Genomic DNA, 25,918 nt, shown 5'->3' with positions numbered 1-25,918 from the left:
TTAACTGACACTGTTAATGAGCTCTAGCTTAGCCTTACGGGACAGTTTCTTAATCGCGGCTTCCCGCTGGCAAGCCAGTGAACGGTTATCACGGGGCTCCTGATAGACCAGCTCAACAGGCCGCCGCACACGGGTATACTTAGCGCCCAGGCGGTCACTCTCATTATGTTCTTTGAGTCGTCGGTCAGGGTCAGTGGTAACACCGGTATAGAGAGTTTGATCGGCACACCGGAGAATATAGACGCACCAGGACGACACCATCTCCTTCTGATCTGCCATCAGACCTGGGCCATTTCCGTCAGGCCCAGCTGCACACCATCGATCGAGCTAAGGAAATTAGCCAGCAACTGATTAACCTGATCCGGTTGTTCTAAACTGCTCATATGGCCGGCGTTCTCAATAACGGCAAACTGACTGCCCGGCAAAAGCTGGTGCATCTCTTCACTCTCAGCGACCGGGCGGGCCAGATCACCATCGCCAACCATGATCAGGGTTGGGCAACGTATATCGGTGATCCGATCCAACATCGACTGCCGTTGATAGACCTGCTCACCCATCGCAACAATGCCCCGGATCTGCTCCGGAGCCAGAAACATCAGATCAAAACGGAAAGTCTCCACCAAAGCCGGATGGCGTTGCTGAGTTTCTGCACAAAAGAAGATACGCACGACCGCATCGATCACAGCTGGCGGTACTTCCCCCATCTGTTCAGCGATACTGAGCAGCTCCATGTAATCGGCAGCAGTCTCTGGTTTTTCAGAACCCAGGTAGCTGCTCAGCATGACCAGACTGGCCACCTCATCGGGATAATTCATCGCCAGTTTCGCGCCCCACATAGCCCCGACCGACATACCGACAATGCTATAACGATCTATCCCCAAATGGTGCATCAGGGCACGCTTATCTTCTGCCAACTGATCGAGACTAAGAGCATCAGTGCTTACCGGTTGTGACTGCCCATGACTCCAGAGATCGGGCACGATACAGCGGAAATGCTGCGACAGCAGATCCAGCTGCGGGGCCCACATTCGGCTATCCCAGAGATAACTGTGGCCCAGCAACAGAGGAAAGCCCTCTCCCTGATCCAGATAGTGCATCTCTCTGTCATTGATCATTACGCTGGGCATTGTTTCTCCTCGGATACATCCTTTAAGGAACTGCGAAAAAACGCTAATCTACAGAATATAATGAAAAAATCGTTATAAAAAAAGAGCTTAAGCAAGCTCTTTTAACAAACTGTGGATTTCACTACCCAGATTGAGTTTAATAACAAAAAGCATCTGAGCACTTAGCCAGGATCAACGCTCCCTCAGCGCTTGTTGCCGCAACTTGGTCACTGGTTTAATGATGTAATCCAGAAGCGTGCGCTGACCGGTTGTTACATGCACTTCGGCTACCATACCAGGGATAATCGGCAGCGGCTTTTCTTTGCTACCCATGTGGTTGCGCCCTGCTTTGACTACTACCTGGTAGTACACTTCACCCTGATCATCCGTAAGAGTATCCGCGCCTATCTGTTGTACATGGCCATCAAGTGCACCAAAGATCGAAGCATCATAAGCCGTGAACCGGATAATGGCCGGTTGAGCCGCCGTAATAAATCCAATATCTGCCGGTTTCACCCGCATCTCTATCTGCAACTCATCTTCAACAGGTACAATCTCGACCAGATCATCACCGGGCCGGCTAACGCCGCCAATAGTGTTTATCAGTACCCGATTAACAATACCCGAAACAGGTGCTTTGACCTGACGCCTGGCAACTCTGTCCTGTGAGCCGACGATAGACTCTTTCATCGCAGCAATTTTTACCTGTAGCTCATTTAAACTGGAGCGGGCTTCCGAGTTAAAAGTAGCTTCCTGCTGACTAACCCTGGCCTGCGCTTCCTGTATCTCTGCATTGGTCCGGTTATAGGCAACCTTAAGACCTTCGATCTTACCGATCAGTGAGCCTTCTTCGCGCTGTAACTTTATAAACTCGACTTTCGATGTTGCGCCACGCTCAACTAACGGTTTATTAAGACGGATCTCTTCCCGAATCAATGCCAGATTACGCCGATCAGAATTGATCTGTTGTTGAATCTCATCCTGTGCCAGCCTTCTCTGCTCGACCTGTCGCTGAAGAACATCCAGAGTCGATTTTAGCTCCAACGCCCGCTCCAGAAATAACGCATTCTCCTGTCTGATCAGATCTGGTCTGTTCGCAAGCTCTTCTGGGTAAACAGGCACCCGCCCTTCCGTCTCTGCGGTATAGCGTGCCGCTACGGCTAACGCTCCCTGATAATTTGCGCGCAGCTCTTCCAGGTCGGCGGTAAACCCGATGTTATCAATCTCCAGCAACAGTTGATCTTTTTCAACCAAGTCTCCTTGCCTGACATGTATATCAGAGATGATTCCACCTTCCAGGTTTTGCACTACCTGCAACTGAGCTGACGGCACCACCCGCCCGGAACCAAACACGGTAATATCCAGTGACGCGACGCTGGCCCAGAGCAGGAAAAACAACAGAAAAGAAGCGATCAGCAGTAATAAGGCAACAATTGCTTTGCGGGGACCTCTGTTAACATCCAGGCGCAACGGGAGGCTATTAAACTGTAAAATACTCATGCCTCCTCTCCTACATTAGTATTCTTATAACTCAGTGCGCTGAGCACCTGATCTTTAGGCCCATCTGCGACAATCTGGCCGCCATCCAGAACGATCAACCGATCAACCAGTGCCAATAATTTAGGCCGGTGGGTTACTAATACCAGGGTTTTATCTTTCACCGCTTCAGCCATACCCTGCAAAACACGATGTTCGGAACCGTTATCCAACAGACTGGTCGGCTCATCCAACAGCATGATCGCCGGATCACCATAAAAAGCCCGTGCCAGGCATACGAGTTGGCGCTGACCACCGGACAAACTACTACCCCGCTCACCGATCGGAAGATCCAACCCTTTCTCTGTCTGCCCGATTACCTCATCCAGGCCAATGATCTGCATCGCTTTCATAACAGCATCATCACCCAGAGTCAGATCACGAAGCGCTATATTTGTGCGCAGACTGGCACTGAACAGGTGGTTTTCCTGCTGCATAAAACCGATATTTCGCCGCAGGTTAACCAGATCTACCGACTCAATATTCAAGCCATCAATCAGCACCCTGCCATCTTCAATCTTCTGCAGCCCCATCATCACATTTAGTAAGGTACTTTTACCGCTGCCAATTTTTCCCAGAATACCAATTTTTTCGCCGGCCTGGATTTCAAGATTCAACCCCTTCAACACCTCAGGTGCGTCCGGTTGATAACGAACACTCACATCCTGAAGATTGAGATTGCCCTGGTAGCGAGATTTAGATACCACTTCATTCACCGGCCGGCTTTCTGATTCGCCCTGCATAACTCCATTCACAACGGCAAAACTAAGGCATGCCTGGTGGTAACTAATCAGAAGGTTGGCAATTTGCCCGGAAGACCCCATGGCACGGCTACCCAGCATCAACGATGCGATCAAAACGCCGGAAGTCACTTCACCTGCGGCAACCAGCACGGCACCGTGCACAATGATCGCGATACTCACTAATAGCTGAATAAAGCTGGCGCTATGCTGTGAGAAACCACTCCAACGACGATACATATCCTGATTAACACTGGTTATGCCAACCAACTGACGCCAGCGCTGGGTACTCCAGTCTTCAGCCCCCAGAGCTTTTAGCGATTCAATACCGCTGAGAGATTCATACAGCAGGACATTTTTCTCTGTGCTGTCTTTCTGACTTTCACTGACCAGACGACGCAGCGGAATCTGCATCGCGACACCGATGACAATAACCACTGTCAGACCGATCAAAGGCCAGACCCACATAGGTCCGGCAACCAGCCCGATAACGGCAATAAATAGCAGTGCGAAAGGCAGATCGCCCATCAGGGTCACAGTAGCCCCCGACATAAAATTACGCAGTGTCTCGTAGTCCTTCATCGTTGCTGCCAGCTGACCTGCTGGCTGGGTTCGGGCCGCATTCTTTAATTTAATCAGCCTGGCAAAAACGACCACACCTAAATGATTATCCAGCCGCCGCCCAGCCGCCTCTATCAGATAAGTACGGATATTTTTCATCAGAAAATCGAACAGTAAAATAGCCACAGCCCCAATGGCCAGAGCGGTCAGGCTGGTCAAAGCATTATTCGGGATTACCCGGTCATAAACCGCCATTGTGAAAAAGGGGATAGCCAGGGCAAAAACATTAATTAACAGAGTCGCCAGCAGTGCATAACCGTAAATCCAACTCTGACTTGCTAGTAATTGCCTGAACCAGGGGGTTTTAGTGTCACTTGCCGGTAGCTTTTCCTGCTGCCAGCACACAGGAAGATAGATAGCCCAAGCATTACCAGAATACTGCTCAGACAATTGATTAAGAGAAAGTAAAGACTCACCTTCAGCGCCGTACTTATGTATTTTATGAGGCCCTAACCAAAGCGCCCAATCATTATTATCAAGTTGCAATAAGATTGGACTGAGCTCTGCTGGAAGCTCTTTAAAAGACAGTTGTAAACTGTCGTATGCAAGATCAGCACGCTCCAGAATATCGGGTAAAAAATCGACTGTCGCAAGCTCTCCTTTTGGTAGCAATCCAACAGTCAACTCACTCACCGTTACATGCCTTCCTAGCACTCGGGCAGTAGCAGCAACGCCAGCCAGTAAACCTGTGGTTTCAGTTACACTCATAAGTCCCTTATTTTTCACTGAGTTTGCATATTTTTTCACACAATTCGGCCCGGGTAACAGCCCGCTGTTCTAGAAAATGTAACACTATACGATCGTTGAAGGCTATCCACAGAATACTCAATATGCACAGGATCTCGCCAACACGATGCGCATATTGGTTATAAGCGGTGATGCAGTAAGCAGGGGGATCAGATCATAAACAGCCATACCTACTAAGAATTTTAGGCAGAACGCCACTTGATTCAAGACCAATGTAGATGAGCTTAGTTAGCTCCGATATAGATTAAATCTACGCTTAGATAGCAGTCTTTGAAAATCAACTCCCGGCACATTAGCCTAACGTCAAATGCCTCCCGAAAATTAATGGAATATTAATGTAGCACAAAAAAATCATTTACTTTTCAGAACTATTGTTTATGATTACGTTTAAATTCGGATAACTGTTGCCATTTAGCAACAGTGGCTGCTAAGGAAATTCCGACAGCCATCACAATTTAGTCTCAACATACGCAAAGGAATGAATTTGTATGAGATTGCACAAGCTGCTAGCACTTTTGTGTGCAGCTATAGCAAATACTGCTGTAGCTACCACCCTCAATGAAACTGTTACTTCTGCTGTTCAGTACCATCCAGCCGTTTCTTCTGCTCAGGCGGAAAAGCAAGCTGCCGGATTCGCTATAGATGCTGCTAAAGGTAACTACCTGCCGCAACTATCGGTTTCGCTCTCAACGGGCACCCAGATAGCCAACAACACGACAATCCGCTCATATCAGGACGACAGCAATGAATCCTGGATAAATAGCGCTGACGTCAGGCTGCAACAGATGATCTACGATGGCGGCAATACATCAAATAACGTTCTTTCTGCCGAAAAACGCTATGTCGCTGCCGGCCACCTTGAAACTGAACGGGTTCAGGATGTAATGCTTGAGGCCGTTAAGGCGCATATCGGGGTTCTAAAAGCTCAGGAACTGGTCACCTTAGCTCAGGCTAATCTGAACGCACATAAAAACTATGCCGAGGATATCAAGGAGCGGGCTAACAACGGGGTAATTACGAAGACCGACGCTTACCATGCTGATGCGCGTCAGGCCCTTGCCCAGGCATCTTTATCCGAAATGGAGGAAAACCTTCTCAAAGCACATATTCACTATCAGGAAGTGACCGGCTCAGAGCCGTTGAAACTTAAAAAAGACAGCACGATTAGCTTCCCATTCAAGAAGCGAGCTGAAGCGGTTGAATACGCCCTCACACATAATCCGACTATTGCTGAGGCCTTCGCAACCTCAGAAGCAGCCGACGCTGAATACAGCCGGACTAAAGCTGCCTTTCGCCCAAATATCAACTTTGAAGTTACCAGCTCGGTTCAGGATGGCAGCGCCAGCTCTGACCTGTCCCCGCAGAATGGTCAGTCACATGATACCTTCGCCGGGCTGACGATGTCCTGGGATATTTATCGGGGCGGCTCGGATACGGCACAACAGTCTGCAGCTGCATCCACTATGGCTTCTACCGACGCCCTGGTTAAGCTGTCCCAGCGGGATATTCGGGAATCGGTTGCAAGCGCCTGGGATAGCAGGAAAAAACTGGAAGAACGAATTCCACTGTTGTTCGACTATTCGAAAGCGATCCATCTTGTGATGCGTGATTATATTGATCAGTTTTCGGTAAACCGCAGGGGTTTGCTTGACCTGCTTGACCGTCAGGTTGAGTCATATCGTGCAGACACTGACCTCGTGACAGCTAGCTATGATTATAAAATCATCACTTTTGAGCTGTTACATGCCACAGGCAAAATTCAGGAACAGTTTTAATAAGCTATCTGAAATAGCCGTAGCGGCTGAAATATCAAATAAGAGATGGCTGTAATCCCGGGTAACGGACTTTACCTAACAGGCTAAGGAATATGATTATGAATGGACTTATTAATCTGATTCAGGGAAACGGCAAAGAGACACAACTTTCCGTAGCGCAAGCGAACTCTGTCAGCCTGGAGAACATCAACAGAGTCGACCTGCCTTTTAATCGTGACGATATCAGTAAAATCACATTTGAAGAGGGCAAACTGGGTCTGCATTTAAAAAACGGATCGAAGGTTACCTTTGACGCGGTTATTGATCAACTTGGCGCTCTGGTTCCAATTTATGAAAACTCTGGTTCACTACTATTTAACGACTTAGGCGAGATTCTGGCACAATTGGAAAAAACAGCAGGCGGGCCAGAGCCTCTGCCCACAGTCGAAGGCACTTCCAATTACACTCCGGAAGAGAACAACTTTCGAGTCGACCTGATAGACGGTGTCGACACATATCGGGATCTGCGCGGGCCGCTAGATAATCCTGCTTTCACCAGTACCTCTTTTGACGGGCTGAATACAGAGAATGACGTTTTAGATAATGGCAATATAACACCCCCACCATCTGAGCCAGACACCAATAATATTCCAACGATTGCAACCTTGTCGGCAACGGATGTGCTTGAAGATGTTCTCATCGGTAGCCTGACAGAGACTGTCACCGACCCGGATGCCAACAGCAGCTACAGCTTCGTCGTCGGCACTGTTGAAGCTACAGTCGTCACCTCGGCGCAACACGGCGGCAGCAATATCGTCAGCGACCTGCAAGTTACCATCGATAGCAACGGTGACTACAGCATCAGCGGCAGCGGTATCGAGTCCCTTTCTGCAGGTGAAACAGCGACAATCAGCTTTGCTGTCAAAGTGATTGATGATCAATCCGCCGAGTCTCTGCCTAAAACAGTGACCCTGGATATTATCGGTAGTAACGATGCACCTGTTATCACCGCCCTCAGCACAGCTGACGTATTCGAAGATAACCTTACGGGTAGCCTAATCGAAATCGTTACCGATGCGGACGCCAATAGCAGTTACGACTTCGTAGCCGAAACCGTAACGGCAACAGTAACCAGCTCCGCACAGCACGGCGGTATCGATATTGTCAGCGATGTACAGGTAACGATCGATGCTAATGGTGATTACAGTATTACTGGTAGCGGTATTGATGCCCTTTCCATCGGCGAAATTGCAGAAATCAGCTTTAACGTCAAAGTTATCGATGATCAGTCAGCAGAGTCTGTTGAACAGCAAGTATCTCTCAGTATTCTTGGTAAGCACTTCAACCCCAGGCTCGATAGCGTCGTCAGCAACTCAATCAATGACTTTGCCAGATCAAAAACCCTGACGTTGAATCAAAAACAGCTGTGGCAAAATGATCTCGACGGTGACGGTCATAACGATATTACTGATGGTGATTTTCCCCCGCCCTTCACCAACGCTTCAGGTTATTGGAAGACTCTGGATATTATTGAAAGCTCAGTGAAGGTCACAGCGATCACTTATGATGGCGATACAGGCAATAATCTTAACGTCAGCTCCATCGGCTTAGACGAAGCGGTACTGAAAAACCTCTATAACGATCCGACCAACGGTTTAATGGAAGTCGTAAATACCGCCGACGTGGCCGACTTTGTCCGGTTTCATATAAACGACAATGCCTTACCGGATTCAGACTTTAACTTCCTGAAGCATGGCGAAAGTTTAAATTTTACTATCGAGTATCGACTTATTGATAGTGCTGGTAACCCCAGTAATCTGACAACAACCACGATGACCGTTGAAGGACAAGCCTATCGTTTAGCTGGAAGCAACCTTCTCCTGACCGATGACGCACTTGATATCGATCTTCTTCTGACAGACCCTGCCCTGAACAATTCAGTCGCAGAGGTTAAACTGGCTCTGAACAGTAGCCAGACGTTAAACAACTTAGACGCGCAGGATATACTAGATCTGACTGATGACTCTACCAAAACCCTGTTAATCAGCGGGGATGATGATGACAGCGTCATAGTATTAGGAACGGATTGGACAGACAGTGGAACAGAAACTATTGGCACCCAGCTTTTTAATGTCTTTGAAAAAGACAGCGCTATACTCAAAGTCGATGCCGATATTGATACCACTATCGATACCATCTGATTAGCTTGTTTCAACTAAGCAGCCGGGAAATATCCCGGTTGCTGTCCCTGCTCAACGTAAATGAATCTCTTGTCATTATTCCGATAGAGCACCTATTTTCAGTCCTCGATGACCGGGATTTCAGCTTCGCTACACAAAAATAAAACAAATTAAAAATTAGTAGCCTGCGACTTTAAGATAATTTTTTGACACATTAATAATGAGACTAATAAAAAGCCTCAGAGATCCAGGGCTTTTTACTACAGACTGCTTTTACTTCAGACAAACAGATTTATATATCGACTACAACTTCATCCTCTATCCATAAGGTGACTTCCTCTCCATCAAACATAGATGTATAGGAATCATAACTATCTCCCATATATTCAACCGTTCCTGCGCTATTCCACTCATCAGGATCAAGCAGCACGGTATCGCCTGCATTGATATTCCCGTTGCCAGGTAAAGTAGGATCACCGGTGATAATCAGAATATTTTCATTCTCCAGGATTGAACCGGTCGCAACTACATCCAACACATCTTCAGCATTCAGATCGAATATTTTCTGAGAGTTTTTTGCATTTGTTCCATCTGCACATAGATGAATTCTTTCAATTCCATCGTAAGTTCTGAGAGTATCAAAATTCAAGGAAACATCATTTACCACCAGAATATCAAATCCATCTCCAGCATCAATCTGGTTATCTTGTCCTGTACTACCAAATATATAAACGCCGTTATTATCAGTTGGATCAGGATCTGTTGGACATCCGTCGTCATCCACCGGGGTAACGTTAACTGTCAAGACATAGCTACTGGTACTGTACGCTGTGCCATCGTTCACAGAGAAGCCAAACGTTGCATAAGGACTGCCGTTCTCATCCGCATCCGGATTAAAGCGCAATACGTCCGCATCAAGCTCAGCGGTTGTAAACTCCTGATTCAGCGTGACATTTTGCCACGTGTTGCCACCATCATCGGAGTACTCTAACCGACCATCGGTTTCCAGGGAGGTTATCTTCACTTTCGCCAGGCTGTCACCGTCCACATCACTGAAATTACCGAAATCGCTGACAGCCAATATGATTGGAGTATCTTCATCGGTGGTCACGCTATCATCAGTTGAAGTCGGTGCATCATTCACAGCCAACACTTTAATATCAACGCTGCCAGCCACCGTATCGGTGCCATCGAATACGTCGTAGGTGAAGTCACCCGGATCGCTGCCGTCGTAATCATCCGGCGCATCATATTCCAGGCCTTCCAGCTGGGCGGCAGTCAGGGTGTCATCGACTGCAATGGCGCTGCCATCAGCCAGCGTTATCGTGCCCAGAGTTGGCAGCCCCGTCACGGTGATGGTCAGGGTATCTGCCGGGATATCGGCATCTGTCGGCGCACTCAGGCCAAGGCTGTTGTCTGCACTTTCTTCATCGACTTCAATGCTATTGCTGGAGACATCCGGCTCATCGTTAACCGGGTTAACGGTGATATCCACGCTACCGCCAACCGTATCAGTGCCATCGAATACGTCGTAGGTGAAGTCACCCGGATCGCTGCCGTCGTAATCATCCGGCGCATCATATTCCAGGCCTTCCAGCTGGGCGGCAGTCAGGGTGTCATCGACTGCAACGGCGCTGCCATCAGCCAGCGTTATCGTGCCCAGAGTTGGCAGCCCCGTCACGGTGATGGTCAGGGTATCTGCCGGGATATCGGCATCTGTCGGCGCACTCAGGCCAAGGCTGTTGTCTGCACTTTCTTCATCGACTTCAATGCTATTGCTGGAAACATCCGGCTCATCGTTAACCGGGTTAACGGTGATATCCACGCTACCGCCAACCGTAGCGGTGCCATCGAATACGTCGTAGGTGAAGTCACCCGGATCGCTGCCGTCGTAATCATCCGGCGCATCATATTGCAGGCCTTCCAGCTGGGCGGCAGTCAGGGTGTCATCGACTGCAACGGCGCTGCCATCAGCCAGTGTTATCGTGCCCAGAGTTGGCAGCCCCGTCACGGTGATGGTCAGGGTATCTGCCGGGATATCGGCATCTGTCGGCGCACTCAGGCCAAGGCTGTTGTCTGCACTTTCTTCATCGACTTCAATGCTATTGCTGGAGACATCCGGCTCATCGTTAACCGGGTTAACGGTGATATCCACGCTACCGCCAACCATATCAGTGCCATCGAATACGTCGTAGGTGAAGTCACCCGGATCGCTGCCGTCGTAATCATCCGGCGCATCATATTCCAGGCCTTCCAACTGGGCGGCAGTCAGGGTGTCATCGACTGCAACGGCGCTGCCATCAGCCAGCGTTATCGTGCCCAGAGTTGGCAGCCCCGTCACGGTGATGGTCAGGGTATCTGCCGGGACATCGGCATCTGTCGGCGCACTCAGGCCAAGGCTGTTGTCTGCACTTTCTTCATCGACTTCAATGCTATTACTGGAAACATCCGGCTCATCGTTAACCGGGTTAACGGTGATATCCACGCTACCGCCAACCGTATCAGTGCCATCGAATACTTCGTAGGTGAAGTCACCCGGATCGCTGCCGTCGTAATCATCCGGCGCATCATATTGCAGGCCTTCCAGCTGGGCGGCAGTCAGAGTGTCATCGACTGCAACGGCGCTGCCATCAGCCAGCGTTATGCTGCCCAGGGTTGGCAGCCCCGTCACGGTGATGGTCAGGGTATCTGCCGGGATATCGGCATCTGTCGGCGCACTCAGGCCAAGGCTGTTGTCTGCACTTTCTTCATCGACTTCAATGCTATTGCTGGAGACATCCGGCTCATCGTTAACCGGGTTAACGGTGATATCCACGCTACCGCCAACCGTATCAGTGCCATCGAATACGTCGTAGGTGAAGTCACCCGGATCGCTGCCGTCGTAATCATCCGGCGCATCATATTCCAGGCCTTCCAGTTGGGCGGCAGTCAGGGTGTCATCGACTGCAACGGCGCTGCCATCAGCCAGCGTTATCGTGCCCAGAGTTGGCAGCCCCGTCACGGTGATGGTCAGGGTATCTGCCGGGACATCGGCATCTGTCGGCGCACTCAGGCCGAGGCTGTTGTCTGCACTTTCTTCATCGACTTCGATACTACCGCTATCAACATCCGGCTCATCGTTAACCGGATTAACGCTGATATCCACGCTGCCAGCCACCGTATCGGTGCCGTCGAACACTGCGTAGGTGAAGTCTCCCGGATCGCTGCCGTCGTAATCATCCGGGGCATCATATTGCAGGCCTTCCAACTGGGCTGCGGTCAGAGTGTCATCCACTGCAACGGCGCTGCCATCAGCCAGCGTTATCGTGCCCAGAGTTGGCAGCCCCGTCACGGTGATGGTCAGGGTATCTGCCGGGATATCGGCATCTGTCGGCGCACTCAGGCCGAGGCTGTTGTCTGCACTTTCTTCATCGACTTCAATGCTATTGCTGGAAACATCCGGCTCATCGTTAACCGGGTTAACGGTGATATCCACGCTACCGCCAACCGTAGCGGTGCCATCGAATACGTCGTAGGTGAAGTCACCCGGATCGCTGCCGTCGTAATCATCCGGCGCATCATATTGCAGGCCTTCCAGCTGGGCGGCAGTCAGGGTGTCATCGACTGCAACGGCGCTGCCATCAGCCAGTGTTATCGTGCCCAGAGTTGGCAGCCCCGTCACGGTGATGGTCAGGGTATCTGCCGGGATATCGGCATCTGTCGGCGCACTCAGGCCAAGGCTGTTGTCTGCACTTTCTTCATCGACTTCAATGCTATTGCTGGAGACATCCGGCTCATCGTTAACCGGGTTAACGGTGATATCCACGCTACCGCCAACCATATCAGTGCCATCGAATACGTCGTAGGTGAAGTCACCCGGATCGCTGCCGTCGTAATCATCCGGCGTATCATATTCCAGGCCTTCCAACTGGGCGGCAGTCAGGGTGTCATCGACTGCAACGGCGCTGCCATCAGCCAGCGTTATCGTGCCCAGAGTTGGCAGCCCCGTCACGGTGATGGTCAGGGTATCTGCCGGGATATCGGCATCTGTCGGCGCACTCAGGCCAAGGCTGTTGTCTGCACTTTCTTCATCGACAATGATACTGCCGCTATCAACATCCGGAGCTTCATTCAGAAGCAAACCTACCAATGGGTTATCCGGGTCACCATCCAAGTCCGTAACAGTGATATCCGGACCATTAAGCCCCCCCCTCAGATCACGATAACCGAGACCGTTACCCTCCAGAAATGGGAACTGATTATCAAGAAAGCTAAATACGGAACTATTGCCATCTGCAGCCACATTACCCGCAGCAGGTGCACTTAACTGGGAAATCAGATCACTGGTATCCTTAAACAACAGTTGACCATTAACGGTGTAGATCTCCTTAATATCACCCGTTTCATCAAGGAATTCAGTAAGAACCAACTCACCATCTTCAAGCGATATCTTCAGCTCACTGCCGTCAAAATCGATCCGGTCAATATCATCCCGGGTAAAAGGCAGAGTAACTGACTGCAGGTTGTCCATCGATACTTCAGGATCGGCCGCCAGATTAACGTCTTTTGTCTTTTCGTCACCGCTGCGGGTAACCAACTTTAATTCTGTGTTCATAATAAAACTCCTCCCCATCTCATGATGGAGATTTGTTGCTCATACGAGCAGTGACAACCGCTTTACTGGTTGCTAAAACGTCCAGCTAACAGACCTGTTGCCTGCAGCAGCTCGTAATCCTGAATCATCAGGTCATAACGAGCATTGACATAGTCAGCCTGGGCCCGAAACGTCTCTACCTGTCGATCCAGCAGGTCTAGCAGATCCCTGCGGTTAACCGAGAACTGATCCACATAATCAGCTAATACCTGCTCTAGTGAACTGGTATAGGTTTGTAGCAAAGGAACCCTGGCCGCTGTTTTCTCCCGCGCATACCAGGTTGTCCTGATCGCCTCCCGGGTATCCCGGGCAGCCAGCTTATGCAATTCCCCTGCAGCGGCCTGCTGCGCTGCGGTTATATTGCGACGTGCCTGATCTGATCCGCCGCGGGACAGGTCATAACTCATGACCACACCGGCAAAAGTTTCATGGGACTCACTGTTAAACGGAGACAAATCAGAGCTGGCTGAGTTATCCTGAACGGTGCTTCTTACTTCAAAATCAAACCGGGGCCGGAATGCAGCCTTCGTCTGATTATAATTAGCACTGGCCTGCTCGACGGTTGCCGCCGACTGCTGGACCGTAGGATGATTAGTGGTTTGATCAAGAGCCTCTTCCAGAGAAGCGAACATCACATCCGGCCGGATCACAGCATCAAGATCTTCAGCCATTACTCCCACGATCTCCAGATAACGCTGACCAGAAACCAACTGTTGCTCTTCCTGTTGCATCAGCGAAGCATCTGCGAAGGCGTAACGAGCCCGGGCATGGTGCGCGTCGGTTTCGGTAATAACACCTTGCCGTGCCCTGCTCTCTATATCGTCAAGATATTGCTTGTGCGCCTCAAGATTGGCCTGAGCCAGCACCAGCAACTCTTCGCTGCGTAGCACGTTAAGATGAGACTGAATTGCCGAAAAGATAATATCCTGCTGCCGTTCATTGACCAGATAGCCTGCAGCATCATAACCCCAGCCTGCGGAATCTATCCGGCCACTGGTCAGGCCACCATCGTAGATGACCTGGCGTAACAGGAAATCAGCTTTATTGATGCTGGCATCATGACTGTCATCCTGAAAGCTGCGAATAGTCGTGTTATTAGCCCACTGTCGCCCGGAAGACAATTCAACTGAGACTTGCGGCCGATAGCCACCCTTAGCCTCATCGATCTGATATTGCGCAGCACTCTGCTCATTGATAGCAGCACTGAGTGCCGGATGATAATCAAGACTTGCTGACACAGAGTCCTGTAGCGACGCTGCATTGACTGTGCCTGCGGACAGCAACAGCACTATGACCAATAAAAAACTATGGTACATACCCATACCTCCAATGTGATCAGGTAATCGATCCACCTTGTACGAGGGTACGTCTGCTACAACATCTGCTTGTTGAATCCCCCCCCCCCCTTCATGATCCTTTCAAACAGGTGGTTACCCACAAATCCCTTTGAGGCATAAAAAAGTGTAGCACTTAACCGACAGTCCACAGATCAGATTGTAAATCAGGGTATACAGATTAAATTTGTGAAAACATCTGAACTATAAATAACTCTCAATAAATCAACTTGTTAACTCGTTAGAAGTAATTATTCAGTGTGATCATGTTTTTTTCTCATACGCTTGTTCAAAAACAAGCATGCAGTTAATGCAAAGGTCGAATGAACAAGACATATATTCCTGTGAAACATTAAAAAAACTGCTAAAAAATCCAGCGCTTAACACTCTTTCACTATTGCCATAGATCGCGTCTTCGTTAGACTGGTAATCTAAAATATCCGGCCGGTTGAGAACGTCCATGAGCTTTGTGAAATTCAATGATGACAATCAGATCATCAACTTTGTCCGCGATCATTCAGATCTGTTCAGCTGCCACTCTGAACTGGCTGTAGAAGAGATCAGTGACGGCAACCTTAACTATGTCTACCGTGTTTCCGACGCTTCAGGAAACAGCCTGATTGTTAAACAGGCTCCCCCCTATATTCGCATCATCGGTGATGACTGGCCCCTGACTCAGGACCGGATCAGGATAGAACAGCAAAGCCTGCAACTAACAGCGCAGCACTGCCCACAAGTTGTTCCGGAGGTATATCATTACGATAGTGAACACTGTGTAATTCTGATGCAGGATATCGGTGATCATGACAATCTGCGTCAGCTCCTGATAGACCGGACTGAGCTGCCACTGCTGGCACAACAACTTGGTAACTATCTCGCTCAGATGATGTTCCGTAGCTCAAGTATGGCGATGGAGTCCACAGCCCATAAAGCTTTGGTCAAAACCAGTCAGAACCCGGAACTGTGTAAGATTTCAGAAGAGGTCTATTTCTGGGACCCGTTCTGCGATCACGAGCGTAACGATGTTAACCCACTGCTTAAAGATGAAGCACAATCAGTCTGGAACAACTCTGAGCTTAAGTGTGAAGTCGCTAAATTGAAACGCCGCTTTATGTCCGATACTGAAGCGATGATCCACGGCGACCTGCACAGCGGTTCGGTATTTGCCACAACTGACAGCTGTAAAATTATCGACCCGGAATTCTCGTTCTGCGGCCCCATCGGTTTTGATATCGGAGTACTGTTCGCTAACTTTCTGCTGAACTATGCCGGCCAGCAGAATCTACCGGGTGACCGCTGTGAACGAATGACTTACCAAGGCTGGCTGCTACAAACACTGAGCGATATCTGGCAACAGTTCAGTACCCATTTTGCCTCACTGATGCAAACTGAAACCCTTGACCCCTCGCTCAGTGAACCGGGCTACCAGCAGTGGTATCTGCAACAAATCTGGCAGGACAGCCTGGGCTATGCCGGGGTGGAGATGACCCGCCGTACTATCGGTATCGCCCATGTCGCCGACATTATGAATATTGAAGACCCTGAACTTCGTGCTGATTCAGAGCGACTCTCTCTGCAGATTGCGAATATGCTGATCCTGCAAAGAAACACACTGAGTACACCGAAACAATTAGATGATGCGATTAATCAACTGAGGACATAACCGTGAATTGTCATTACCCGTTAAGAACAGCCGCAAGTATGGTATTGCTATGCAGTACTTTCATACTAGGTGGCTGTTTAAACATGGGCAGTAAGGCAGTGGCCCCACCAACCTATTCTGGCAGTGGGGGCATGACCGCCTGGGATATTAAACCAGAAGCTTACCTCTATCATTACGAGAATGGCTTTACCGCTGAAGACGCTTTAGGCTGGTCCCCGGAACTACAATTTGCCTGGTCCCGGCTAGGTGCAGCAGTGACCTGTAAAATAGAATTTGATAAAGCTGATATGATCCCCCTGTTGCAGCAGCAATTTGGAGAGAAATCGAGCAGCCATGAGCTGAATGGCATCGGCTTTCATGCCATACAGAGCCGGAAAGTGGCCGACTTTTGCAGCGAAGAGCGAATCAACAGCATTACCAACAGGCTCCAGCGTTTCGTCAACGGTCATTTTGAGCCCTGAATGATTGCCCTGTACAGAATACTCCTCAGGATGAAATATGATTACCGCTCTATGTTTCAACCTCAATCTGTTCAGATAGCTGCAGAACTGAACATAACCTTCCCCTGGTAAACAATCACTGGATACTCCATGTATAGAAGCCTAATTATTTTCGCAGTGATTGTCCTCAGCGGCTGCAGCAGGACCTTACCCCCCTGCCCTGATCAGAGCTTAGAAACCGAAGTAAGGAGTGCCGGCTGTATCGTCATAAGACAGAACCAGCTACTGGTAATGGAAGGAATGGACAACACCATCAGCATCCCCGGCGGCAGTGGAGAAGCCAATGAAACACCACGCTGCTCAGCCCATCGCGAGACATGGGAAGAGACCGGCCTCAACGTAGAACCCGATCAGTTAGTGCGGAAATTCGATAACGGCTTCCACCTTTACCACTGCAAATTAACCCCTGAATCCGGTGAAATAGACCCGCCCTTCGTGCTGGAAGTAAACCGTGCTTTCTGGCTCTCACCAGAAAATTTTGACCAACATGAGTGGCGCTTCCCTGAGCAGAAACAGTGGCTGAGGAACTACTTACAGAACAATATGCAAAACAATCATGACTGAGCATCACAGGAGCCTTTAGTATTCTGCTCTGCCCTGAATGCACCGATATTATTCCACCAGTGTAAGCTCGCTACGCAATGAATCCACCACAACCTGCTGCTTAAACTCATCACTGTATAGCTTTCTTTTCTTAAACTGCATTGGACACCTATAACTATGAAAATTAGTGTCCACTAAACCGGGGGCAGTCCAAGCCACTGTTTTTTTTAGCCGACCAAAGGCAAAACATGAACAGCCCCTACCCACTAAAGAACTAACACCTGCTGACTTTCAAACAACCGCACCTCACCTGAAACAGGATCAATGAATTCAATCTTTTTCGCCAGCAACTGCAAAGGCTTAGAATAGTCGTCCCCCTTGCAAGGCTGTAATGTCGGATAAAACGGATCATTCATAATCGGCGAACCAATTGACGCCATATGCACCCGCAATTGATGTTGTTTACCAGTGACAGGTTTGAGCTGATAACGCGCTAGCTCGCCTTTAGTCTCAACCAGATCAATGATGCTTTCAGTGTTTACCTCTCCGCCTTCTTCCTGCATTCTGAAAAACGGTTCCCCCTTACTGAGCCGGCTACGATGGTTGATGGGGAATTCCAGCGTCGAACGCGCAGCGATGGCTTCATACGTTTTCCTGACTTCTCTGTTCTGAAACAGGCTCTGATACGCCCCGCGTACCCTTTGGTCGCAACTAAAAATAATCACGCCAGCAGTTTCCCGGTCGAGCCGGTGTATAGGACAAATCTCTTCAAGTTGAAAGCGATGCTTCAGGCGACTAAGGAGGCTTTCTCGAACAAAACGCCCCGTCGGCGTAACAGGTATAAAGTGGGGTTTATCCACAACGATGATGTGCTCATCTTTGAATAAAATAGTCTCTTCGAAGGGTATAACGGGTTCGTCGGGAACCTCTCGATAGTAAAACAGAAAGGTTTCAGGCTGGTACGGACTGTTTACGGCATAGGGTCTGCCGTTCTGATCAACGATATCACCACGGCCCAATCGTTGCTGAAAAACAGCTTCAGGGATAAATGGAAAACGCTCAACCAGGAAGTCGATAATGGTTTCCCAGCTGCCATGGTTCTCATTTTCGTTTTTATAACTTTCGCATTTGGGCAGCCATGTACGGCTGGCGGATACACCATCACGCATCGGTAGTGGGGAAAGCAGCTTTTTTTTTCGCTCTAAAGAAGCAGAGTTAACGTTACTGATAATGGTACGACCTGATGCGCGGAGTGTGGTGACTAGAGTGGGTGATTATAACGGTTGATCGTTTGAAGTTTATGTTTTTTTTAAAGCTGGGGCACGACAACTCTTCCGAGCAACGAGCAAGCGCTCTTTGCTGCGTTCGAGCTACGAGCTACTCATAAACAAAAAGGAGCCGCCAGCTCCTTTTTTGATTTTTATAGCCACTAGCAAGCGGCGAAGCCGCGTTCTGGCGAGTCGAACTTGTTCGACGGTCTGGCCACTTGAGCGCAGCGAGCGCGTCCTAGCTACTTAACCCCGCATCCGGAAGTACCAACCCGTGGTTCTGCAGAACATCTTCGCCAAACCAGGCCAGGTCTTTATGCAAGTTAACCACCTCGCCAACAATGATCAGAGCCGGCGCAGCCAATTGGGCCTGCTCCTGAAGTTCTGCCAGGGTTTCCAGCGTACCGGTAAGTACTTCCTGCTCAGGGCGTGTACCTCGGGATACGATCGCGGCAGGAGTTTCGGCAGGCTTGCCATGGGCAATCAACTGTTCACACAGGTGACCGACTGTATGTAGCCCCATATAAAACACGATGGTCTGATTTGGATGGATCAATTCATTAAAGTTAAGGTCTGAGCTACGGTTTTTCAGCTGACCGGTAACCAGCTTAACCGACTGCGCATAGTTACGATGAGTCAGAGGAATGCCGGCATAGGTCGAACAGGCACTTGCTGCGGTAATACCCGGCACCACCTGAAACGGAATATTATGTTGTTTAAGGGTTTCAAGCTCCTCACCACCGCGACCGAAGACAAAAGGATCTCCGCCCTTCAGGCGCAGCACCCGCTTACCTTCTTTGGCATACTTAACCAACAGTTCATTAATTCCTTCCTGCGGCACAGCATGGTTATCACGACGCTTGCCAACAAAGATACGATCGGCATCCCGACGACACAGGTCTACAACTTCCGGTGATACCAGCTGATCATGCAACACAATATCAGCCTGCTGCATCAGACGCAGGGCTTTGAAGGTTAACAACTCCGGATCACCTGGACCACCACCAACCAGATAGACTTCACCCACCTGATGTTCAGGATCGGCATTATCCAGCGCAGTTTGCAGCAATTTATCTGCATCCTGATCACGCCCGGCAAATACTTTTTCTGCCACTTGCCCCTGTAGAATTTTCTCCCAGAAGATACGTCGCCGTTCAACACTTGGGAAACTGTCTTTGACCTGTTGACGGTAGCGGCCAACCAACTTACCCAGTCGACTATAACCCTGCGGTATCCAGGTCTCTAATTTAGCGCGCAACAGGCGGGCCAGAACCGGAGATTCACCACCCGAAGAAATTGCGATCACTATTGGTGAACGATCGACAATGGCCGGAAAAATAAAGGTACATAAAGGCGGGCTATCAACCACATTAACCGGCAAGTGGCGCTCGACTGCATCATAGTGTACCCGCTCGTTAAGCTGTTCATCATCGGTAGCTGCAACAACGAGATTGGCATCATCAAGCAGGGCAGGGTGATATTCTCCGATGATCACCTGGCCACCGTTCTTTTCGACAAGTTCAGCCAACTCGGCTTCGACAACATGGGCGACAACAGTGACTTTCGCTCCGGCACGGGTTAACAGAGTCGCTTTACGCAACGCTACCTGACCACCACCTACTAGCAAAGCGATCCGGTTTTCAAGCTTAAAAAATAACGGAAGGTAATCCAAAGCGATCTCTCCTGGCAGCGACATTAAATCCGGCGGAACAATAAGATATATAAAGACTAAAACGAAACGCCGGGATTCGGTATGAGGAATGTATCAAAAAGGGTCGAACTGAGGTACCGAAATATAGGTATCTTTGTTGTGATATATCAAAGGACTGGATAAATACAGGGGAACCGGTGGCTCCCCTGTACAAGCTCTGCATAATTCCCCAGCGAAAAGCAGGAGAAGCTAGCAGAGCTTCTGGAATCACTTAGGAAGGAAATCCATAACATTGACAGGTGTCGCTTCGGCGGCAGGCGTCCCAGGGTGCAGACCACACTCGCGGGTCTCAGGGTTTTCCCACCACCAGCGTCCGGCACGAACATCTTCACCGGCAGAGATCGCACGGGTACAAGGTGCACAGCCAATACTTGGATAGTGCTTATCATGCAATTCGTTATAGGGAACATCGTTAGCTTTGATGTATGCCCAGACCTCTTTCTCAGTCCAGTCCGCCAGAGGGTTATACTTTTCGATCTGGTTTCCTTCATCAAACTCTTTAAAGCCGATCTCGTCACGGGTTACTGACTGTTCACGACGCAGACCGGTAATCCAGGCTTCACGATCAGACAGAGCACGCTTCAGTGGTTTGATCTTACGTACCGCACAACAGCCCTTGCGCAGCGCCTGACTTTCATAAAAACCATTCACTCCGTTTTCCTTAACAAAGCTTTCAACATCAGCTGCTTCAGGATAGTAAACATCCACTGCAACATTGCTGTAGGTTTTCTGAACTTCGGTCAGCAGCTGCAGAGTTTCCTCCGGCAAGCGTCCTGTATCCAGCACAAACATACCAATTTTATCTGCATGTTTACTGATCAGATCAGTAATAACGACATCTTCAGCACCCAGACTGTTGGCAAACACCACTTTGCCCTGATCATGATCAGCTTCAGCCTGTTGCAGTACTGCGACCGTGTTGGCAATTTTGGCTACCAGCTCCGGCGTAATTTGCTCGCTCATTTTTGTTCCACCTGACTTATACGGCCCGAACGGTCTGAGACCTGCCGGGCCGGTTTATAGCTTACTGTCTGAAGATCGGGCGTTCGTCGTCGGCACAACCCTGATAGCGTACTGATACTTCAGTAAAAGAGTTAACCATTTCTGGATTAAACCGTTCTTCAGGAATAGCGAAGGCATCGAAGCCACAACGCTCCATGTGCGCAAGACGGTCCTGGGTCACATCACCAACCGCACGGATCTGACCAGTAAAACCAGAGCGACGCAGAATACGGGCAAAGCTAAAGCCACGACCATCGGTGAAGGCTGGGAAATCGATCGCCACCAATGCCAGTTTCTCTAAGTCCCGCAACAGCACATTCAGATCCTGATCGCCGTTGATTTCAACGCCCAGCAGCCCGTCTTTATTCAACAGCGCTTCACGCTGAGCAATAAACAGTTCGAACGGCACCACAATATCTTCGTTGAGATGCAGGGAAAGATTTTCTTCATCGACCAGCTGCCAGCTATCTTCTGTAGCCACATCACGATTAATTAACAGGGGCATAAACTCTCTCCTTAAACGGTGCTACACCGACACGACGAACAGTATCAATAAAACGCTCATCTTCGCTGCGAATCTCTACGAACACTTGCAGAATTTTCTCGATTGTATTGGCAACTTCGGCCTGAGGCACTGACTTACCGATGATCTTACCCAAACTGGCATCCTCACGGGAAGAACCACCAAGCGTGATCTGGTAGTAATCTTCACCATTCTTATCCACCCCCAGAATACCGATATGGGATACGTGGTGATGGGCACATGCATTGATACAACCGGACATATTCAGTTTGATATCACCCAGATCATATAGATAATCCAGATCATCAAATTTACTGTTTATCTGATCAGCGACCGCCAGCGTGTGAGCATTGGCCAATGAACAGAAATCAAAGCCAGGACAAACGATCATATCGGTCAAAGTACCGATATTCGGTCGCGCCAGGTTTTGTTCTGCCAGTACCTGCCATACAGCAAACAGATCAGCTGCGGCAACATGCGCCAGAACCAGATTCTGATCGTGAGTACTACGAATTTCGCCGAAATTATACTGGTCGGCCAGGTCAGCAACGACATCCAGCTGAACATCAGTAATATCACCCGGCGCTTTGAGATGCGGCTTCAGGGATACGATTACCGCACGATAGCCGGCAACTTTGTGCTCACGGGTATTACGCTGATACCAGGTATTGAAATCCTGATCTTCAGCCAGTTTCTGCTCCAGGGCAGCAACGCCATCAACCGCTTCAGCAGCGTATGGGTGCGGCGCAAAGAAACCTTTGATACGTTTAATATGTGTATCACTGAGGCGGGTTTCAGTTTTACGAATCAGCTCCCATTCCGCTTCTACCAGACGAGTAAACTCTTCTACACCCAGTGCGTTCACCAGGATCTTGATCCGGGCTTTATATTTGTTGTCACGACGACCGTTGAGGTTGTATACCCGCAGGATCGCTTCAAGGTAAGTCAGCAGATCATGCTTAGGCAGGAAGTTACGAACCACCTTACCGATAACAGGGGTACGACCCAGACCACCGCCAACCAAGACTTCAAAGCCAACTTCACCGGCATCATTCTTAACAATATGCAGGCCGATATCGTGTACCTGGGATGCAGCACGATCTTCAGCGCAACCGGTTACAGCGATCTTAAACTTACGCGGCAGGTAAGCGAATTCCGGGTGCAGAGTAGTCCACTGACGGATAATTTCACACCAGGGACGCGGATCCTCGATCTCATCCGGAATAATGCCGGCGAAATGGTCAGTCGTGGTATTACGCAGACAGTTACCGCTGGTCTGGATCGCATGCATCTGCACTTCAGCCAGCTGCTCCAGAATATCCGGCACCTGTTCCAGCTTTGGCCAGTTCAGCTGGACATTAGTACGGGTAGTAAAGTGCGCGTAATTTTTATCAAATTTGCGGGTAATGTCCGCCAGCTTACGGATCTGAGTCGAGTTCATCAGACCATAAGGCACTGCGATACGCAGCATCGGCGCCTGGCGCTGTATATACAGTCCATTCATCAGACGCAGGGCACGAAACTCCTCATCCGGAATTTCACCCGCCAGGAAACGGCGAGTCTGATCGCGGTATTGAGATACCCGCTGGTTGATCAGTGTCTGATCCTGTTCGTTATATTGATACATCGTCTTAAACCCTAAAATGCCAGCAAGCCGGCGTTCACCCTAATTTTTTAACAAATATAAATTTTGAAACAAAAAAGCCATTTTGGTTCTGTCCGGCTCTAACCGGCCAGCATGAACCGCATGCCGATCGCCAATAGTAACGAGCCCATAATAGGCTGAATAACCTTTGGCGATAATCTAGTGCCTATATGGCTGCCCATATATACGCCAGGTAGTGATCCTACTACCAGAAACAGCAGCAACCACAGATCCACATTGCCCATACTATAGTGACCAGCACCGGCAATAGCCGTCAGCACTACGGCATGAACCAGATCGGTGCCTACAATACTCTGCATACTCATTCGCGGATAAAGCACAATCAGCAACGCGGTACCCAGTGCACCGGCACCAACCGAAGACAGAGTTACCAGAGCTCCCAGTACGATTCCCATCAACAATGTCACATAAGGACGGAAACGACGCGCCCTGGACTCAAGCTTCGTACCCTGCAGATTAGTGACGGCCTGACGAATCCGGTTACGCATAAACACGGCGATTGAGGTCAGCACCAGGGATACTCCCAGGGTGATATTCATCAGGCTCTCAATCTTTTCCAGGCCACCCAGCCCATGCAGGTAATTCAGCGTCAGCAAGCTGCCCGGTATACTACCTGATAACAACAGCAGAACGACCCGCCATTCGACCAGTTTCTTACGGGCATAGGAAACACTGCCACCACATTTGGTAATTGCGGCATATAACAGGTCTGTACTCACCGCCGTCACCGGGGGAATACCAAAACCGACAATCAGAATAGGTGTCATAAGAGCACCACCACCGATTCCGGTCAGACCGACTACGAAACCAACCACCAGGCCGGCAAAGCTATATGCTATTTCCATCAACTTACTTTACTGCCTGCAAATAATGTCTGAGCTGTACTGCCTCTTTACGTAGCGTATTGAGAGCGCAAAGACCGACTACTAGAATTAGCAGGCTATAATACTGCTGCCGCCTTATAACTCAAAATAATAATTGGAAATTTATTGATAACTTTTTAGAATAAAGAACTAACAACTTGCCCCTTCTGCCAAAACCCACTCTAAAGTCGAATCCCTGATCCAGCTCTGTGGTGAGTTTCTGCGGCTCCCTACCCAGCCCTCCATATTCCAAAAAGTTTTAAAAACATTCCAACATATTCTTTTTTATTTTAAGCAGACTCTGCCATACTCCGCTGCATTATGAAAAGTAGTGTCTGTATCTTGTGACGTCCTATTGCAAGACGGTTACAGAAAAAGGCTGTTAACCGAGACCGGCGCTGATCCACTTTTCACTACTGTTAATAAAAGGCTAACAAGAGTTATTACCCATGAGTCAATTACCGGAACACAGGCTGACGCATCTGCGCCAGCTGGAAGCTGAAAGCATCCACATTATTCGCGAGGTCGCATCCGAGTTTGAAAACCCGGTCATGCTGTACTCCATCGGTAAGGATTCCGCGGTAATGCTGCACCTGGCCCGTAAGGCATTCTATCCAGGCAAGCCGCCGTTTCCACTGATGCACGTCGACACCACCTGGAAGTTTAAAGAGATGATCAGTTTCCGCGATAAGATGGCGGAAGAAGCGGGCATGGACCTGATTGTGCATGTGAACCAGGAAGGCGTTGATATGAATATCAGCCCATTCACCCACGGCTCTAAGAAGCACACTGACATCATGAAGACCCAGGGCCTTAAACAAGCGCTGGATAAGTACAAGTTCGACGCTGCTTTCGGTGGTGCGCGCCGCGACGAAGAGAAATCCCGTGCTAAAGAGCGTGTATTCTCTTTCCGTGACAAGAACCATCGCTGGGACCCTAAGAACCAGCGCCCTGAGCTGTGGAATACCTTTAACACCCGTATCGATAAGGGTGAAAGTATCCGTGTATTCCCGCTGTCTAACTGGACTGAACTGGATATCTGGCAGTACATCTATCTGGAAAGCATCAAGATCGTACCGCTTTACCTTGCTGCCGAGCGCCCTGTCGTCAAACGCGATGGCATCGAAATCATGGTCGATGATGAGCGTATGCCGCTGCAACCAGGTGAAACACCACAAATGAAGATGGTCCGTTTCCGTACCCTGGGTTGTTACCCACTGACCGGCGCCGTTGAATCAACCGCCCAGACACTGCCTGAAATTATTCAGGAAATGTTGTTAACCACTACCTCCGAGCGCCAGGGTCGTCTGATCGATCACGACGGTGCCGGTTCGATGGAACAGAAGAAGATGGAAGGTTACTTCTAAAAACGCCTGAGCTTGCGCTAACTGCTTTGCAGGCTGGTTTGGAAACGCTCACCTATTAATGTAGGCAGCGCCTTTCTTTCCAGCCTCCGTTTTGTAGCGACAGCGTTCAAACGTTTTCTTTCTGTCACAACAATATTTCTGAAAAGAATACTGAATACGAG

18 protein-coding genes are annotated in these 25,918 nt (G+C 49.4%); 6 read left to right on the top strand and 12 right to left on the bottom strand.

What is annotated here, in order from left to right; translation table 11 throughout:
- The 4 genes from ACQUQM_RS00460 to ACQUQM_RS00445 form a co-directional block, all read right to left on the bottom strand.
- Positions 1-279 carry a GIY-YIG nuclease family protein gene (locus ACQUQM_RS00460; protein ID WP_432472499.1) on the bottom strand — a complete coding sequence of 93 codons (279 nt, stop codon included), beginning with the start codon at positions 277-279 and terminating at the stop codon, positions 1-3.
- Positions 279-1,127: an alpha/beta fold hydrolase gene (locus tag ACQUQM_RS00455; RefSeq protein ID WP_432472498.1), complete on the bottom strand. Its 849-nt coding sequence runs from the start codon at positions 1,125-1,127 to the stop codon at positions 279-281. Before ACQUQM_RS00455 ends, ACQUQM_RS00460 begins: the two co-directional genes overlap by 1 nt.
- A gap of 171 nt (positions 1,128-1,298) precedes the next feature.
- Positions 1,299-2,606, bottom strand: a complete 1,308-nt coding sequence (locus ACQUQM_RS00450; RefSeq protein ID WP_432472497.1) for an HlyD family type I secretion periplasmic adaptor subunit — start codon at positions 2,604-2,606, stop codon at positions 1,299-1,301.
- On the bottom strand, positions 2,603-4,711 hold the full coding sequence (locus ACQUQM_RS00445) for a type I secretion system permease/ATPase (protein ID WP_432472496.1): 2,109 nt from the start codon (positions 4,709-4,711) through the stop codon (positions 2,603-2,605). Before ACQUQM_RS00445 ends, ACQUQM_RS00450 begins: the two co-directional genes overlap by 4 nt.
- 527 nt (positions 4,712-5,238) lie before the next feature.
- Here ACQUQM_RS00445 and ACQUQM_RS00440 point away from each other — a divergent pair.
- Both ACQUQM_RS00440 and ACQUQM_RS00435 read left to right on the top strand, forming a co-directional pair.
- Positions 5,239-6,525, top strand: coding sequence for a TolC family outer membrane protein (locus ACQUQM_RS00440; RefSeq protein ID WP_432472495.1), 1,287 nt, complete (start codon positions 5,239-5,241; stop codon positions 6,523-6,525).
- A gap of 98 nt (positions 6,526-6,623) precedes the next feature.
- The gene (locus ACQUQM_RS00435) at positions 6,624-8,705 is read left to right on the top strand and encodes a VCBS domain-containing protein (RefSeq protein WP_432472494.1); all 2,082 of its coding nucleotides are present in this window, start codon (positions 6,624-6,626) and stop codon (positions 8,703-8,705) included.
- Positions 8,706-8,976: 271 nt separating this feature from the next.
- On the opposite strand, the gene ACQUQM_RS00430 is transcribed toward ACQUQM_RS00435, so the two are convergent.
- A complete protein-coding gene (locus tag ACQUQM_RS00430; RefSeq protein WP_432472493.1) occupies positions 8,977-13,278 on the bottom strand; it encodes an Ig-like domain-containing protein in 4,302 nt (1,433 codons plus the stop codon).
- 62 nt (positions 13,279-13,340) lie between these two features.
- Positions 13,341-14,633, bottom strand: a complete 1,293-nt coding sequence (locus ACQUQM_RS00425) for a TolC family protein (protein ID WP_432472492.1) — start codon at positions 14,631-14,633, stop codon at positions 13,341-13,343.
- A 478-nt stretch (positions 14,634-15,111) separates the two neighbouring features.
- Between ACQUQM_RS00425 and mtnK the strand changes: the two genes are divergently transcribed.
- From mtnK to ACQUQM_RS00410, 3 genes are all read left to right on the top strand, one after another.
- On the top strand, positions 15,112-16,314 hold the full coding sequence (gene mtnK / locus ACQUQM_RS00420; protein WP_432472491.1) for an S-methyl-5-thioribose kinase: 1,203 nt from the start codon (positions 15,112-15,114) through the stop codon (positions 16,312-16,314).
- Between the two features lie 83 nt (positions 16,315-16,397).
- Entirely contained in the window at positions 16,398-16,775 is a 378-nt protein-coding gene (locus tag ACQUQM_RS00415) for a hypothetical protein (RefSeq protein WP_432472490.1), read from the top strand.
- Positions 16,776-16,904: 129 nt separating this feature from the next.
- Positions 16,905-17,378 carry an NUDIX hydrolase gene (locus tag ACQUQM_RS00410; RefSeq protein ID WP_432472489.1) on the top strand — a complete coding sequence of 158 codons (474 nt, stop codon included), beginning with the start codon at positions 16,905-16,907 and terminating at the stop codon, positions 17,376-17,378.
- 245 nt (positions 17,379-17,623) lie between these two features.
- Here ACQUQM_RS00410 and ACQUQM_RS00405 read toward each other — a convergent pair whose 3' ends face one another.
- The 6 genes from ACQUQM_RS00405 to ACQUQM_RS00380 all read right to left on the bottom strand — a co-directional run bounded on the left by ACQUQM_RS00405 (position 17,624) and on the right by ACQUQM_RS00380 (position 24,372).
- Entirely contained in the window at positions 17,624-18,526 is a 903-nt protein-coding gene (locus tag ACQUQM_RS00405; protein ID WP_432472488.1) for a pseudouridine synthase, read from the bottom strand.
- A gap of 337 nt (positions 18,527-18,863) precedes the next feature.
- Positions 18,864-20,297, bottom strand: coding sequence for a siroheme synthase CysG (gene cysG, locus ACQUQM_RS00400; protein ID WP_432474879.1), 1,434 nt, complete (start codon positions 20,295-20,297; stop codon positions 18,864-18,866).
- A gap of 246 nt (positions 20,298-20,543) precedes the next feature.
- Positions 20,544-21,299: a phosphoadenylyl-sulfate reductase gene (locus ACQUQM_RS00395; protein WP_432472487.1), complete on the bottom strand. Its 756-nt coding sequence runs from the start codon at positions 21,297-21,299 to the stop codon at positions 20,544-20,546.
- A gap of 61 nt (positions 21,300-21,360) precedes the next feature.
- Entirely contained in the window at positions 21,361-21,843 is a 483-nt protein-coding gene (locus tag ACQUQM_RS00390) for a DUF934 domain-containing protein (RefSeq protein ID WP_432472486.1), read from the bottom strand.
- Positions 21,827-23,488 carry a nitrite/sulfite reductase gene (locus tag ACQUQM_RS00385; protein ID WP_432472485.1) on the bottom strand — a complete coding sequence of 554 codons (1,662 nt, stop codon included), beginning with the start codon at positions 23,486-23,488 and terminating at the stop codon, positions 21,827-21,829. Before ACQUQM_RS00385 ends, ACQUQM_RS00390 begins: the two co-directional genes overlap by 17 nt.
- 98 nt (positions 23,489-23,586) lie before the next feature.
- Positions 23,587-24,372, bottom strand: a complete 786-nt coding sequence (locus ACQUQM_RS00380) for a sulfite exporter TauE/SafE family protein (protein ID WP_432472484.1) — start codon at positions 24,370-24,372, stop codon at positions 23,587-23,589.
- A 467-nt stretch (positions 24,373-24,839) separates the two neighbouring features.
- Between ACQUQM_RS00380 and cysD the strand changes: the two genes are divergently transcribed.
- Positions 24,840-25,757 (top strand): sulfate adenylyltransferase subunit CysD, encoded by a 918-nt coding sequence (cysD, locus tag ACQUQM_RS00375; protein ID WP_432472483.1) that lies wholly within the window; start codon positions 24,840-24,842, stop codon positions 25,755-25,757.
- Positions 25,758-25,918: the final 161 nt, after the last annotated feature.

Origin of the sequence: Amphritea sp. HPY, assembly GCF_050870985.1 — a bacterium.
Taxonomy (GTDB): Bacteria; Pseudomonadota; Gammaproteobacteria; order Pseudomonadales; family Balneatricaceae; genus Amphritea.
This window is presented reverse-complemented; position numbering and strand designations above follow the sequence as displayed.